11 protein-coding genes are annotated in these 15,604 nt (G+C 40.8%); 1 reads left to right on the forward strand and 10 read right to left on the reverse strand.

Annotation, left to right across the window (positions count from 1 at the left end; all coding sequences use genetic code 11):
* Positions 1-46: 46 nt before the first annotated feature.
* The 6 genes from BVH02_RS11815 to trxA form a co-directional block, all read right to left on the reverse strand.
* Entirely contained in the window at positions 47-763 is a 717-nt protein-coding gene (locus tag BVH02_RS11815; RefSeq protein ID WP_086501658.1) for an acyl-[acyl-carrier-protein] thioesterase, read from the reverse strand.
* Entirely contained in the window at positions 760-1,935 is a 1,176-nt protein-coding gene (locus BVH02_RS11820) for an MFS transporter (RefSeq protein ID WP_086501659.1), read from the reverse strand. Before BVH02_RS11820 ends, BVH02_RS11815 begins: the two co-directional genes overlap by 4 nt.
* 261 nt (positions 1,936-2,196) lie before the next feature.
* The gene (locus tag BVH02_RS11825) at positions 2,197-2,682 is read right to left on the reverse strand and encodes a DUF6691 family protein (protein WP_086501660.1); all 486 of its coding nucleotides are present in this window, start codon (positions 2,680-2,682) and stop codon (positions 2,197-2,199) included.
* A gap of 10 nt (positions 2,683-2,692) precedes the next feature.
* Complete coding sequence (locus BVH02_RS11830; protein WP_086501661.1) at positions 2,693-3,274, reverse strand: YeeE/YedE family protein; 582 nt, start codon at positions 3,272-3,274, stop codon at positions 2,693-2,695.
* A gap of 259 nt (positions 3,275-3,533) precedes the next feature.
* Complete coding sequence (locus BVH02_RS11835) at positions 3,534-4,955, reverse strand: MBL fold metallo-hydrolase (protein WP_086501662.1); 1,422 nt, start codon at positions 4,953-4,955, stop codon at positions 3,534-3,536.
* 184 nt (positions 4,956-5,139) lie between these two features.
* Entirely contained in the window at positions 5,140-5,454 is a 315-nt protein-coding gene (trxA, locus tag BVH02_RS11840) for a thioredoxin (protein WP_086501663.1), read from the reverse strand.
* Between the two features lie 167 nt (positions 5,455-5,621).
* Between trxA and BVH02_RS11845 the strand changes: the two genes are divergently transcribed.
* Positions 5,622-8,603 (forward strand): glycosyltransferase family 117 protein, encoded by a 2,982-nt coding sequence (locus tag BVH02_RS11845; protein ID WP_086501664.1) that lies wholly within the window; start codon positions 5,622-5,624, stop codon positions 8,601-8,603.
* A 433-nt stretch (positions 8,604-9,036) separates the two neighbouring features.
* Here BVH02_RS11845 and BVH02_RS11850 read toward each other — a convergent pair whose 3' ends face one another.
* The 4 genes from BVH02_RS11850 to BVH02_RS11865 form a co-directional block, all read right to left on the reverse strand.
* Positions 9,037-9,231 (reverse strand): DUF6728 family protein, encoded by a 195-nt coding sequence (locus tag BVH02_RS11850; protein WP_086501665.1) that lies wholly within the window; start codon positions 9,229-9,231, stop codon positions 9,037-9,039.
* Between the two features lie 125 nt (positions 9,232-9,356).
* Positions 9,357-11,339, reverse strand: a complete 1,983-nt coding sequence (gene ispG / locus BVH02_RS11855; protein ID WP_086501666.1) for a (E)-4-hydroxy-3-methylbut-2-enyl-diphosphate synthase — start codon at positions 11,337-11,339, stop codon at positions 9,357-9,359.
* A 6-nt stretch (positions 11,340-11,345) separates the two neighbouring features.
* On the reverse strand, positions 11,346-12,050 hold the full coding sequence (locus BVH02_RS11860) for an SDR family oxidoreductase (RefSeq protein WP_086501667.1): 705 nt from the start codon (positions 12,048-12,050) through the stop codon (positions 11,346-11,348).
* A gap of 63 nt (positions 12,051-12,113) precedes the next feature.
* Entirely contained in the window at positions 12,114-15,578 is a 3,465-nt protein-coding gene (locus tag BVH02_RS11865; protein ID WP_086501668.1) for a hypothetical protein, read from the reverse strand.
* Positions 15,579-15,604 lie beyond the last annotated feature (26 nt).

The raw sequence follows: 15,604 nt of genomic DNA on the forward strand, positions 1-15,604 counted from the left end.
TTAGACAATTTAAAAAACCTATTTCTTGAATTTTATATCAGACCTCTCATTTGGCTGTCGCCAAAAAAACTAACTTCTCCCCTACTAAACCCTGAACTATAAAGTCGCTTTCATTTCTATACAAATGAATATCTAATTCATCTTCCTTGACGCATTCCGCAAGGTAATTAATCAGAAAACGTGGTGTATCGCATCCATTTTCCCGAAGGATGTTTTCCACCCAGCGCACATAACTTGTATTGTTGACATGATTATTCAGGTCAAGATCAGAATACCTGACCTTTAGCTTTTCACTCTTAAGGAGTTCACCTTCACATTTAATCTTCTCAGGTTGCCAAGCCGGTTTTTCTTCAGGATTAAACAGCTCCGCAGACAATACTTTCTCTGGCCTCAAAATCCTCTTTGATTGCACATTCATCAGCACCCATGAACTCATCGCATGTGCTAAAACAACTCCTTGAAAATCAGTAACCAAAAACTCTCGAAACGCGAAAAGCTTATCCTGTCCACGTCCAGCAGTATAAACCTTGATCGAATCCCCCCAAGAAGGCAGATTCTCACATTTGATATCCATGCGAGCCATAATCCAGGACAAATGCTGCTCTTGTAGGTTTCTTCCAAAATCAGCGGAATCAGCATGTCTCCAAGCTATTTCCTGAAAAAGATTAGACAAGGCCGTCAAACTCAACTTCCCATCTGGATCGACCTGATAGGAGCGAACTTCAAAATCTTTTTGAAACTGAAAGGAAGGGTTTGAGCTCATTTAATTTGGTTAGGTGAAGGTTTTACCGGAATCAGAAATACTGCTTTTCGCACACTAGAAAGTACAGTAATCCCCAGACCACTCACAGCAATAAGCGCAAATGAGACTTTTAAATTAAATAATTCTGCGATAAATCCGATTAATGGAGGACCTAACAAAAAGCCAAAGAATGAAATAGTCGATACCAATGCCAATGCAACACTAGGCGTATATAATTTAGAGCGACCCGCAATACTATATGAAAGTGGTATGATAGAAGCAACACCTAGACCTACCAGTAAAAAACCTACCGTCGCCATCGCTACTGAAGGGAAAAGAACTGATAAGCTTAATCCCGTAAATATCAAAATCCCACTTACTTGGATCACTTCGACCTTAGTATATCTAGCGGCAACCTTATCAGTTACAAATCTCCCGGCAGCCATAGCACCCATAAATGCCACATATCCTAAAGCAATTAAAGTAGGATCTGACTGGACTACTTTCTTAAAATAAACCCCCGACCAGTCAAACATACAGCCTTCAGCCATCATACCCAGAAATGCAATAAGACTGATTCTAAGCAATAGCGCATCCGGTTTCCTAATCACCATTCCTCCTCCACTTTCAGTCGCTCTCTTTTCTTTGACAATGTAGCCTTGGGCAGAAAGTATAATGATGATGGAAATAGCCATCACTACGAAGTAATGTTGCGCTGGAGAAAAGCCGAAAAATATCAACAAAGCTCCCAATCCTGCTCCAGAGAAACCAGCCAAACTCCATAAGCCATGAAAGGAAGCCAGAATACTTTTCCCCATCTTATCTTCCAAATCTAAGGCCTGTGTATTAAGTGAAATATTCATCACATTTCCAAGCATACCATATAGGATCAGTACTGGAGTTATCATCCATGTAGTCGGAGCTAGACCGATCAATGGCAAGGTCATGGCATAGGCGAAAGCCCCAAACATAACCACTGCACGGCTTCCAAACTGATGCACTGCCCAGCCAGCTATAGGTAAACCTATGACTGATCCCAGCGGCAAAAACAACAAAAGTGTTCCTAATTGTCCTTCGGAAAGATCAAACTTGGCTTGGATATCTGGAATCCTCGCTGCCCAAGATGCAAAGCAAAGACCGGCGAAAAAGAAAAAAGCACCTAGGGCAACTCGTCTTTTGGAAAGTATGTTCATGAATAAACTAGGTTTAGGAGGCTCACAAAAGTAGGCAACATTAGATCAAAATCATGTCCTTTTCAGAACATTGACTCTCAAAACTGGTTACCTTAGTCAAACTTACTTTACCCAAAAACCCATGGAATTGGTCATAGCAGCAGGCGTAATCGTTACCGCCATATTTTTAATCCGCTTTATTATCAAAAAAGTTTTTGATTGAAAAAGCCACTTCCGTTGGAGAAAGTGGCTTTCAAAATTCTATTTTCAATTATTAGCGTATCAATTCGGGAGCTTATCCGAAAACTTCCCGTAAACCCACGTCCCGGCGATAGCTGATAGTAAGGTTATAATAATCACTGTAAACCCACTTCCAATCTGCGCAAACAGCGGCCCTGGACATGCACCTGTAATCGCCCAACCTAGACCAAAGATAAACCCGCCATAGATCTGTCCTTTTCGGAATTCCTTCGTCGGTATCTTAATTTCCTCACCTGCGATAGACTTAACTTTTAAACGCTTGATTAGTTGAATGGAAATAATACCTACTACTATCGCGGAGCCTATCACTCCATACATGTGAAATGAATCCAATCTGAACATTTCCTGTATTCTGAACCAAGAGATAATCTCTGCCTTCACAAATACGATCCCAAACAAAATTCCCAGAATCAGGTATTTTATTAAAGCAAAACCTTTCTCTCCAGTCTCTTGTAAATTCGGAGCATCACAAACCGCCTCTTGTATATTTTTATTTTTTACGTTCATTTTCTATTTCTTAAAATCCTACCAACTTCATTAAAGGCGCTAAAAATACCTGCGTCATGAGAAAACCACCCACCATAAAGAAAAGGGTAGCAACCATGGATGGCCATTGTAGCGAACTAATTCCCATGATCGCATGACCAGAAGTACATCCTCCTGCGTAGCGAGTTCCAAAACCAACTAGGAATCCACCCAGAACAAAGAATACCAGTCCTTTGGCAGTGAAAATATTTTCCCATGAGAAAATATCTGTTGGCATAAGGCCAGAGAAATCTGTGATTCCCAAAGCAGCCAAATCAGTCTGAGTTTGTGCAGCTATTACAATTTCATCGGGATTTGACATGAAGGTGGTGGCTATAAAACCTCCTACTAGTACGCCTAGGACAAATACCAAATTCCACATTTCCTTTCTCCAGTTATAGTTGAAAAAAGGAATACCTGCTGGAATGCAGATCGCACAGGCATGACGAAGGGAAGATGAGATTCCAAAGCTCTTGTTTCCCAAAATTAGAAGTGCCGGAACAGTAAGTCCGATCATGGGTCCAGCGATATACCATGGCCAGGGCTGGGAGATCCAGTCTATAAATTGATTCATATATGTTTATTAATCGGATGTTTTTTTAAGTATATACTCTAACTGAAGTTAGAGCCCTTTTCTTCTTTGTTTGACCGGTTGGAAGACCGATGACCGAAGAGGCCTAAAGGCTAGCGTTAATCTTATTCTGTAATACTTTTTGATTTTTAACAGAGCAAATTCCACTCATAAATATTCAAAAAGAGTGGTCTGTGAGGACACAGACCACGGCTCTACTTATAGTCTTGAATCTAATATCTTATGTCTCAATACTTACTACTTACAGCAACGTAGTTGGGCAAACGAAATCTGAAACCTTGAATTTCTCAGATTCTTTGAGATCTTTGAAACCGCCATTGATATCAATCAGATTATCATATCCTCTTGCTCTTAGGATTGAATTGAAAACCATCGATCTGTAGCCACCAGCGCAATGCACGTAGTAGGTTTTATCCTTGTCTATCTTCGCCATGCTTTCATTGATGTAATCAAGAGGGGCATTTTCTGCATCTTGCACATGCTCAGATTGGAATTCACTTTCTTTTCTCACATCCAAAATAGAAATGTCAGGATTTGATTTTTGGATTTCAGAAAGCTCATCCGCTGAAATGGATTTGATTTGATCAATTTCCAGACCTGATTGTTTCCAAGATTCAATTCCTCCATCCAAATATCCAATCGCATAGTCATAACCTACTCTTGCAAGTCTAGTAATTACTTCTTCTTCTCTTCCTTCCTCTGCTACGACAAGAATTTCTTGTTTCAAATCAGGAATCATCGCTCCCACCCAAACAGCAAAGCTTCCGTCGATTCCGATATTTACTGAATTAGGCACAAAGCCTTTTGCGAAAACCTGTGGTGCACGAGTATCCAAGATCAACGCGCCAGTTTCATTCGCAGCAGCTTCAAATTCCACTGGTGTCAAAGGTTTCACGCCTCTTTCTATTACCGTGTCGATGCTATCATATCCTTCGATATTCATCATCACATTCTGAGGGAAATATGCTGGAGGAGGAGTCAGCCCAGTAATCACTTCTTTGATAAACTGCTCTTTGGTCATTTCCTGAAGTGCATAATTCGTTTTCTTCTGGTTACCCAAAGAATCAGAAGTCTCCTTGCTCATGTTTTTGCCACAGGCGGAACCTGCACCATGCGCTGGATAGACGGTCAATCCATCTGAAAGTGGCATTATTTTATTGCGAAGCGAATCGTATAAATGACCTGCTAGAATTTCCTGAGTCAAATCAGCAACTACTTTCTGTGCCAAATCTGGTCTTCCGACATCGCCTATAAATAAGGTGTCGCCTGTGAAAATCGCTTCTGCATTTCCTTCCTCGTTGAAAAGCAGGTAGCAAGAACTCTCCATAGTATGACCTGGCGTGTGGATCAGTTTGATTTTGGCTTTCCCAATCTGGAACTCTTCTCCGTCCTGAGCGATGTGCGCTGCAAAACCTAGCTTCATATCAGTAGGGCCATAGACAATCTCAGCACCTGTTTTTTTTGCCAAATCTATATGACCTGAAACAAAGTCAGCATGAAAGTGAGTTTCAAACACATACTTTATTTTAGCATTTCTCCGATCGGCTTTCTCAATGTAAGGCTGAACTTCTCTCAGCGGATCGATTACCGCAGCTTCTCCGTCTGACTCAATATAATAAGCTCCTTGGGCTAAACATCCTGTATATATCTGTTCTATTTTCATATCTATGTTTCTATTAATATTTTTTCTCTAGAAGTAAAATGAGACTCAGTATCTCAGAGGATGACGAACTTCAGGATTTCGGCTCTTCGGTCTCCCGTCATCGGTCTTCCAGCTGTTAATCTCTTTACAAAAGTAGGGGTTTGAGTTTTAGCCCTGAATGACTTTTGTCACAGAAGGCTCAAGCTTACTCTATAATATTAGAATTTATGGTTTTGACCAGCTGATGAGCTGGAACAACGCCAGACTCTCTCCATAAGATTTTCCCTTTCTGGAAAAGTATCAAGGTTGGGACACCTCGAACTTGGAATTTGCTCGCCGCTAATTGGTTTTTGTCTACATCTACTTTCAGTATTTTCACTTTATCCCCCAATTGCTTAGCAGTATCTTCCAAAATAGGTTGCATCATCTTACAGGGACCACACCAAGTGGCGAAGAAATCCACTAATACAGCTTGGTCTCCATCAATAAGTTCCTGGAATGTTTTGGCTTTCGTAGGCATGATTTCTGATTTTTTTTTCACAACAAAAGTAGAAGCAATATCAGTTCAACTCAGTAATTATTATCACATAGTGTTGGAGGAAGAAACATGAAGTGTTTTAAAATACCTAAAATCGACCTATTTGGCATTTATTTTTTTTATTTTCGCCAGTCAAATTCCACTCAATAATGCTCAATTACAAGCAAATCAATAATCTGACCGGTTGGGTCGTTTTTGCGGTAGCTACTTTGGTATACGTTCTTACTGTAGAACAAACTGCTAGTTTCTGGGATCCAGGAGAGTTCATAGCCGTAGCATACAAGTTACAAGTGCCTCACCCTCCAGGAGCTCCATTCTTTCTTTTGGTGTACCGCATGTTCAGTTTCTTTGCTTTCGGAGATCCTTTACAGGTGGCCTATTGGATGAATATCGGTAGTGCGCTATTCTCTAGCTTCTCCATTTTATTCCTTTTTTGGTCAATTACCTTATTTGGCAAAAAGCTTTTCAAAGTAACAGAAGGTCAGGAAAGTAAGGGCGAAACTATAACCTTGATGGGTGCTGGAATCGTTGGCGCACTGGTTTACACATTTTCAGATAGCTTCTGGTATTCTGCGGTAGAATCCGAAGTTTACGCCATGTCCTCATTTTTCACAGCGATTGTGATTTGGGCATTCTTGAGGTGGGATACAATCACAGATCCACGTGAAGAGAATAAATGGATGATTTTCATCGCTTATCTGATCGGACTTTCTATCGGCGTCCACTTGCTTAACTTGGTGACTTTGCCTGCTTTGGCACTGATATACTATTTCAAAAAGTATGAAAAGCCAACACTCAAAGGTGGCTTTCTTGCCATGTTCCTTGGTGGCATTGCTTTGATCATTATAAACAATCTCATCATCCCTGGACTGCCTAGCTTAGCTGGTTCAATGGAGATTTTCTTTGTCAATAGCATTGGGTTACCATTCGGATCAGGTATCGTGGTATTCATGCTCTTGTTTTTCGTAGCGGTATATTATGCCTATAGATACTCTCGCAAAAAAGGGAATGCCATTCTAAATACGGCTCTTTTATCTTTCATTTTTATTCTGATAGGATATTCGAGTTATGCACTGATAGTGGTTCGAGCCAATCAAGATCCTATCATCAATGAAAATGCACCAAAGGATATCGTAAGCTTTGTATCGTATCTGAAGCGTGAGCAGTACGGCTACAGACCTCTGCTTCATGGTCAATATTTCACCGCTAAATTAGTAGCGCAGGAAGAAGGTGCTCCTGTTTATATGAAGGGCAAGGATAAGTACGAGATTGTGGATTATTCTTTAGAAAACACCTACGATCCTACTAAGACCACATTACTTCCACGAGTTTATTCTACGCAGGAAAACCACAAAAGACTTTATAGGCAAAAACTTGGTTTGAGAGAAGGGCAAGATCCTACCTTCGGAGACAACATGTATTTCATGTTTTCTCATCAACTAGGCAAAATGTACTGGAGATACTTCATGTGGAATTTCTCTGGAAAAGAGTCTGATTTCAGCGATGCTCCATGGGTAGGAATTACCGATGCATTTAAAGATTATCCTGAATATATTACTGACAACAAGGGGCACAACAACTACTTAATGCTTCCCTTATTGCTTGGTATCATAGGTTTGTTTTTCCAAGCCAAAGTAGATCCGAAGTCATTCTATGTGAATTTAATGCTATTCCTGATGATGGGAGTGGTGCTAGTACTCTACCTGAATTCCCCTCCGGTTGAGCCGAGAGAGAGAGATTATATCTATGTAGGTAGTTTCTATGCATTTGCTATCTGGGTTGGTATCGGCGTGATGGCAATCGCACATATGATCGGTAGGGCGACGAAGAATCTAGCAACTGCTGGAATCATCGCAACACTACTTACTTTGCCAGTAGCTGGACTCATGGGAGCTCAAAACTGGAATGACCACAATCGAAAAGGAAGATATTTCTCAGTGGATTCTGCAAGAAACTTCCTAGCATCCTGTGCGCCAAATGCAATCTTATTTACCGGTGGTGATAATGATACATTCCCACTTTGGTATGTGCAGGAAGTAGAAGGATTCCGAACCGACGTCAGAGTGATTGTATTGAGCTACTTCGATACGGATTGGTATGTGGAGCAGATGACGCGACCAGTGAATGAATCTGAAGCTTTACCATTCAGTCTTGCGCCTAATCGCTACCAAAAAGGTACAAATGATGTGCTTTACGTAGTAGAAAGAGAAAACATGAATGCTATTTCTGCGAAGGAATATCTGAAATTGCTGAACTCTGGATCTGATCTGCTGAAAATGGAAACAGGTGGTAAGTCTGTAGCCAATATGGTTCCTTCAAGAAACTTGATTCTGGAAGTGGACAGCTCAGCAGTTTCCAATAAGAATATCATTCCTGAAGAGTTTGCCCCGCTTTTTGCTCCGCAAATGAATCTTCAGGTAACTGGAAACTATGTAACCAAAGGCACTTTGATGTTGATTGATTTGATTGTTTCTAATAACTGGGAGAGACCAATTTACTTCAACAATACCTCGCTGGCGACTATAGGAATTAACATTCAGGATCATGTGGTCATGGAAGGCCTTACCTATCGTTTACTTCCTGTCACAAAGCCTGAATACATTCGGGAGGAATTAGTAAATGCTGATTTGGCTTATGAGAACTATATGACCAAGTTTGCTTTCCGAGGCATGAATAACACAGATGCCTACTTGGATGAGGAATATAGAAGATTTGCCTCCAATCACAGAAGTGCATTGAACAGTATCGTAATTGCATTGCTTGACAATAATGACATGGAAAAAGCAGCTACGCTTCTAAACTATGGCTTGGAAGTAATGCCAAACGAAGCTATTCCATACGATCTTTCCAGCGGTCAGTCAGTCCCTCTTTTCTTTGAGGTTGGAGAAGATGAAAAAGCGCTTGATATAATAGACAAAGTTTCTAAGAAATCACTGGATATGATCGAGTATTATACCAGCGAGAAAAGAGAGTATGATAGAGAGATGATGATCTCAGTAGAGATGATCAAATATTTCATTCCGCTTTTGGAAGAAAGAGGTTATCAGGAAAAAGCTCAGGAACTGAAGCTCAGAATGGAGCAATTCCTCGGTCCTCAACAAAGTGGTGGTAGCGCTTTGGAGAGAAGGTAATTCTATGTAGTTATCACTGCTATGGTAAACTTTACGGAAGACCGAAGACAGGGGACCGGAGGGCCTTCAATGCTAGTGATTTCTATAAAATAAGTCGCTTTTGATCATTTTCTGAGAACTAGCGGAAATACATATAATTCTATAGAAAAGGGGTTCGAAGATTATTCGAATCCTTTTTTTTTGTGGAAAAAAATTTAACTGCGATGAGCACAGAGTTATTTACTAAGAACAATTTTAGTGAGATTGAAATATAGATAAGAGTTAAGTCAACCCATTTCAAAATACCTTACTTCACAAACTCGATTTTGAGTGATGAGTGAAATAGGTTTAAGTATTCGTAATACCGAGAAAATATCAGCAAGCCAAATACTGACAACCAATAATAGTTGCGTTCTCTGCGAAAAACTTAGCGTACTCTGCAGCTAAAATAAACTCAAATAAACCGCTTCACAATCCAAAAAATGATAGCCAACAGAAACACGACTATAGAAATCTTGTTGATTCCATGCATCATGCGGAGGTTGTAATTAGATTTTTGGTTGGGATCAGGCTTTTGAAAAACTCGAACGAAGTAGTTTCCAAAATCACCCATATTGAAGAAACCTTTTACTTTATTGTGATCAGACATGGCTCAGTTTTATTGGGTAAACAGAAGTGAAATGTATTTGGTTTACTTAACGCTTTAAAACCTGCATTTGGAGAAGCATGATAACCTAAAAATAAACCTTCAAAGTCGAAAAAAGACCTCAAAAATTACATTATTTCAGGCTCATTCCACATTCCGTCTTCTTTGATGATCTCTATCAATTTATCGACAGCTTTTTCTGATGGAACAGAGCGCTCCATGACTTCTTTACCTTTGTAAAGGGTGATTTTGCCTTTTCCAGAACCTACATAGCCATAATCGGCATCGGCCATTTCTCCTGGTCCATTCACGATACACCCCATAATACCGATCTTCACACCTTTTAAATGATCAGTTCGCTTACGGATCATCGCAGTAGTTTCCTGCAAGTCAAATAAGGTTCTACCACATGAAGGACAGGAAATGTATTCAGTCTTGGACATTCGAGTTCTCGCTGCTTGAAGTACACCGAAACCAACGGAATTATGCAGTTTGATTTGTTCGATGATCTCCTCGCGGGAATGGGATTGCTCCTTTTCCAAGGATATAAAAATTCCATCACCTAAGCCATCTATCAACAAGCCTCCTACATCCGTGGCTGCATAAAGCATCGTTTCATCCTGAGATTGGTCTGGATAACTAACTTTCACTATCACCGGGATGTCAGATTTGGCTTCCAATAAACTCACAAATGCTCGCCTCAAAGCTGGCATTGCATGAATATTATCAGTTTTTAGAATTAGCACAGTGTCTTTTCTCTCAGAGACCAGTGTAATTGCTTCAGCTATCTGCGTATCAAAGATTTCCAAGAAATTCAACTCCGAATGAAACTTGTCTGATGCAGAAAAACTTGATAAATCAAAAAGCGGAAATTTGTTTTGTTGATCTGAGCTTGTTCGCCAATTCACTACATCTTGAATCTCCTTCATGCCATTTGGCAGCATAAAAGAAATTGGATTAGCACCAGAATAAAGAAAATCACATCCCTGATCATTCATTTTCCACTTGTCCAGTTCTGGCAAATAGAAATGCCCGACTGATTTCATTTCTTTCTCCGTGATCTTGTCGATCTTGGAAATATCAGTGATTACTCGAGGCACATTGTGCCCTCCAAAATTGTATAACTCAGCACTGTGACGTTTGAAGTGCTCGTAAGGATTAACTGGATATGCATGAATTGGCTTGATCTCCACATGTCCCGAACGGTGTGCATATCGATCAATCAGAGCTTTCGCAACTGGCGCTTCAAACTCAGGGTCTTCAGTGAGAGAAACCCGAACCGTATCACCCAGCCCATCTTCCAACAAAGTCCCGATTCCGACAGCAGACTTGATTCTTCCGTCTTCTGCTTCTCCAGCTTCTGTCACACCGAGATGCAAAGGATAAGGCTTGAAACCTCCTTCATTCAGCTTCTGAACTAGCATGCGATAGGCTTGAACCATCACTTGTGTATTTGAAGACTTCATCGAAATCACAATATCGAAGTAATTCTCATCTTCGCAAATCCTTAAAAATTCCAGCGCAGACTCCACCATTCCTAGCGGAGTGTCACCATACCTACTCATGATACGATCAGATAGTGAACCGTGATTAGTTCCAATCCGCATTGCCGTACCATGTTCCTTACATATTTTTACCAAGGGCAAAAAGCGCTCGCGGATTCTATCCAATTCATCCTGATAGCTGGCGTCTGTATATTCTATAACTTCAAATTTTTTCTTGTCCGCATAATTCCCTGGATTAACACGCACTTTTTCTACGATCCGAGCAGCTACTTCTGCAGCATTAGGCGTAAAGTGAATGTCTGCAACCAATGGCGTATTGTATCCTCTTTTACGAAGCCCATCTTTGATATGACGGAGATTTTCTGCCTCTTTGATGCTTGGTGCTGTTATTCTCACTAATTCACAACCTGCCTCAATCATTCGGATACTTTGCTCGATAGAGCCATCAGTATCCATCGTATCGATGGTTGTCATGGACTGCACCACAATAGGGTTATTACCTCCAATGATTACATTACCGATTTTTACGGGTATGGTTTTTCTCCTGGAATAGCCCGTTAAGCTATCGCAATAAAGCTGATCTACTGATTTGATAATTGACTCCATATTGGGTTATATATCTCCTAATTGAGGGCGGATTACTATTTCTTCAACAACAGACTGGGGCGAAAGGTTATAGGCAGCCCATACACTTTCAGCCACATCTTCTGATTTCATGAATCTTTCGATAGGCAAATCAACTCCTTCCCAGCTTGAAGTATAAGTAGCTCCAGCAAGAATTGAAGTCACTTTGATCTGGTGAGGTTTTAGCTCCTCTCGAAGGCACTTGGTCATACCGAGCATTGCCCATTTGGAAACTGCATAGGTACCACCGTTTGGGTAGGCAGTAAGTCCTGCGACTGAACCCATGGTGAAAATATGTCCTGATTTCTTATCTATCATTTCATTCACAAAACCTCGAGTGAGATAATAAGCAGAATACAGATTGGTTTGCATCATCAGCTCAAAATTCCCTTCCGGTTCATTATGAATAGCTCCGGGCAAGAACACACCTGTATTATTCACTAAAACATCTGGTAGCGCCACAGCTTTGACTTTGTCTACAAATCTGCTCACATCTTCTTTTTTAGAAAGATCTGCCTGATAAGCTAGCACCTTAATATTCGGGTATTTGTCTTCCAGAACTATTTTCAGGCTAGCCAGATCAGACTCATTTCTCGCACAGGTGAAGATGTCAAAACCTTCTGATGCAAAGCGCTCAATGATCGCTCTTCCGATTCCTTTAGTACCTCCAGTGACCAGGATGCTTTTGTTCATTTCGTTCGTAGTTTAATAGTTAGTGTGACAACTATTTAGCTTGCGCAAAGTTACATTAAATTATCAAAACAGAGCCGAAACTTGCATTCGCCCCACATGGACAATCTGATCCAATCCCTGTGAATTTCTGCCTTCATATACCAAATTAAGCTGAAGCCCCTCTCCTATTTTCTGAAGCCAATTCACATTCCAGGTCACATTGGTTCCTGGCGTCAACGCTTGAAGCATTTCATAACCGACTGGCGAATTTGCTACCCCATTATAATCAATCTGAATAAGTTTGAGGGTTGAGGTTAATGTGGTTTTTACTGCTCGGGAAAAGCGAAAATCTAGCCCTATTTGATTCAAAAGTGCTTTTTCTTTGAACTCAATGTTGGCTGTATTTACTTTTCCTGTGAAAGAATAGGTAGCGGTAGTTCTGAAATAAGGTGTGGGTTGCCAGGAAAACTCAGGTCCAATTTGGCTTTGAGATATATCATAATTGCGATTATCTAAGAAGTCAGAAGCAGAAAGTCGATCACCTTTCCCCGCCAAAATCCTCAATGTGGTCTGCCCAGAGAAATTATACCGCGTGTTCAACTTCCAATCTTTCTGAATAAAATCCTCAAAACCACCAGACAGCAGTTGCTTAAACTGAGAATCAAAATAGGATAAGTCAAAGCCGTATTTGGCTGAAGCTCGATTAAAGAAAAAACTGGAACGAATCACTTGGCGGATGGATAATAGATCTTCTCTGTTTATTCCACCTACAAACGGATTGATACGGGCAGCAAAGTCGTCGGAAGTAACTTTCTTTTCCACGCTCAAACTGGTATTGTTGGAAAATCTATGCAAAAATGTCTTAACTCCACCTGCAGCCTTCCATGATTCTGGGAATTTTGCTTGAAGTCTATAATTCAAAATACTAGTGTAAGCTTGAATGTAAGTGTCTGTAGGTACAAAAATCTTTATATACTCTTTCTCCTCCGGATTGATCGCCAGATAAAATTCATTTAATTGCTGTATTCCATCTCCGTTATCATCTCGCCATGTATGTGTCCCGTCTCCGTTAGGTGCTGGTAAAAAGACAAACTCACGCTGCAATTCACGACCATTCCCTATAGCATATGAAATTTCATTTCTAATCAGATTCTTTCCCAAACTGCCCTGGTAATCCAACTTTCCCATCACCGTCAGTTCGGATTGCAAATCACGCTGCACATACTCAATCTCTCTATAGGTAAAGGTGCTACTTAAACTATGATTTGTCCATTGCTTTCGAAATGTGAAATTAGTAGTAAATGCACGCGTATCATCAAGCAATTGACCTGCATAAGGCGCTTTATCCTCCCGCCATGCTGCATCAGCCAAGAAGGAATAACTCAGTGTGTCATTGCTTCGCAAATAGACCAGATGCTGCTGAAAATTCATTGCGGTACTGACTACAGAATCAGACTCCGAATTTATCAACGCATTCCGATCAACCGAAAACTGATAACCTGGTACGATGACTTTTGTATTACAGCTCACATCTCCCAAGTAGCGAATCCAGTCAGAGTTCAGTGAATCCTGCTTTGAATTTAACCGAAAGAATTCTTGTCTTAGGCGGATTTTGGAACCGAGCTGAAGATTCCAATTCGCTACATGTTGTGTTCCGTTTAATACATTCTCCCTATTCCTCAAGTAAAAAAGATAATCGAATCGATTCAAAGCATCTTTTTCAAAACCTATTCCAGCTCGGAAGAATTGCTCGGCGGCGGCAGCTTGCAAAGCTTGCTGATCTAAACCCCAGTCCCGATCAAACTCTATGTACCTGAATCGATCTATGAAATTGAAGTTGGTAGAATTGTATTCGTATTCCGTCTGTGCTTTCATTGTGTAGCCTTTGAAAAGCGATGACTCACGACCTTCACTTTGAAGCCCAACTTTCATCCCCAACCCTTGATTGTCATCGTCATCCAACACAGAAAAAAGATTCTGATCTAGGGAGGAAAGTGCTAGTTCCGTGTAAACCTTCTCGTGATCATTCAACTTTATTCTTGTTCCTGCCGTCACCATTCGCTTGCTGTCTGGCAGTGGAAGTTGGGATAGAATAGAATAATCACCCTGTGGCTGTCCCATCAGTCGAGGCACATATTCATAAACGGTTCCATTGGATAATTGACTGGACCGACGATAATCCCCCAGTCCAGCACCAACTTGAGAAAAGCCTAAGTCAAAATGCGCTTCCAAAGGATTTGTGGAGTATTGGTAATAAATCAATGGGTTTTCAAACTCATCGTATTCGATTATTTTGGCATATAAAATCCTATTCTGATCAAAGGCAACACTGTCGATCCGAGGAATCCTTGCCAGCTCAGAACTGTCACCTACAGCAGCCAGGAGACCCAATTCCTTCTGAGAATAATCAGTAAACAGTGGTCTATTCTTATTATCCTTTTCCAGATAGTAATTCAGATAAACATCCACTTTCCCGTTCGTCTGGGTATGATTCGCACCGATGATAGATCGAGAATAATTGCGCTCGGAATATTCAAAATCTACCCGAACTCGGGAATATTGCGTGATTAGCACTTTAGGAGTAAAGGTGATTTCCGCCTGATTGTAGTCGATTACATAATCTTCATTGAATCCGCGCTTGAGTTGTTTTCCATCTAAGAATACTTTCTCAGAACTAGCCATGATGATTACATAGCGCTCATTATTTGGTCCAGTGACGCGATATGGTCCGAGCACACCTTCCAGAATCGGCAGTTGCATGGAAGCAAATTTCCCCTTGGCGATGGAAGCAAAAGCCTGTGAGCTAGCGTTCCAATTGTTTTTCATTTTATAATTGGAGGTAAACTGCAAGCCTTGTACATTTTTATAATAGCGCAAAAACTCTGATTGCCGCTGCTGCAACACAACGTCTCCAGCAGCCAGGCTAAAATCATCGTTGTACAATTCAATTAGGACATTGTCGAAGTCCTGAATCTGCTGAGTATTCCCTTCAGGTTGAAAAGGCACGTTTTGATCGGTGATGCTGGCTCGGATTTTCAAGTTGTCCGAGATATCTCCTTCTAGCTGTAGATTGAGTGCTGAGTTAACAAAAACATTCTGGGTATTCCCAAAGGATATTCCACGTGTGAGACTTCCGGATTTGTAGAGATTAGTGGTGGGAAAAAGTTCTTCACGAAAATCGAAAGCTGGCAATTCTGCCATGCGATTATCCTTAAATTGAGCTGTAGAATCGTAATCCGACAATAAGGTCCTACGCGCAATTGGCTGATCAAAACGAATGGAGAAGGTCCTATAGCAGATTAGAAGCGAATCAGGCTTAGCCTCATTTTCAAAAAGCACCTGTAAGGTATTCGTGTTCAACTGGTATTTGGAATTGTAGACTTTGCCGCTAATATCCGTAATGCTGATCGTTTCCTCTAGGACAGAAAGTGAATCAGGTACTGTAGGGTTAACATATATTTCTGAATCTACCCATCGACATTTCTCCTGAGCTTTTACCGAAGTAAAAAAGCCAAGTATTAAAACCCAGAACAATAGCCAAACACGCATACTCAATCCGAAATGCCTTTTGATTT

Source organism: Algoriphagus ratkowskyi (assembly GCF_002150505.1).
Lineage (GTDB): Bacteria > Bacteroidota > Bacteroidia > Cytophagales > Cyclobacteriaceae > Algoriphagus > Algoriphagus ratkowskyi.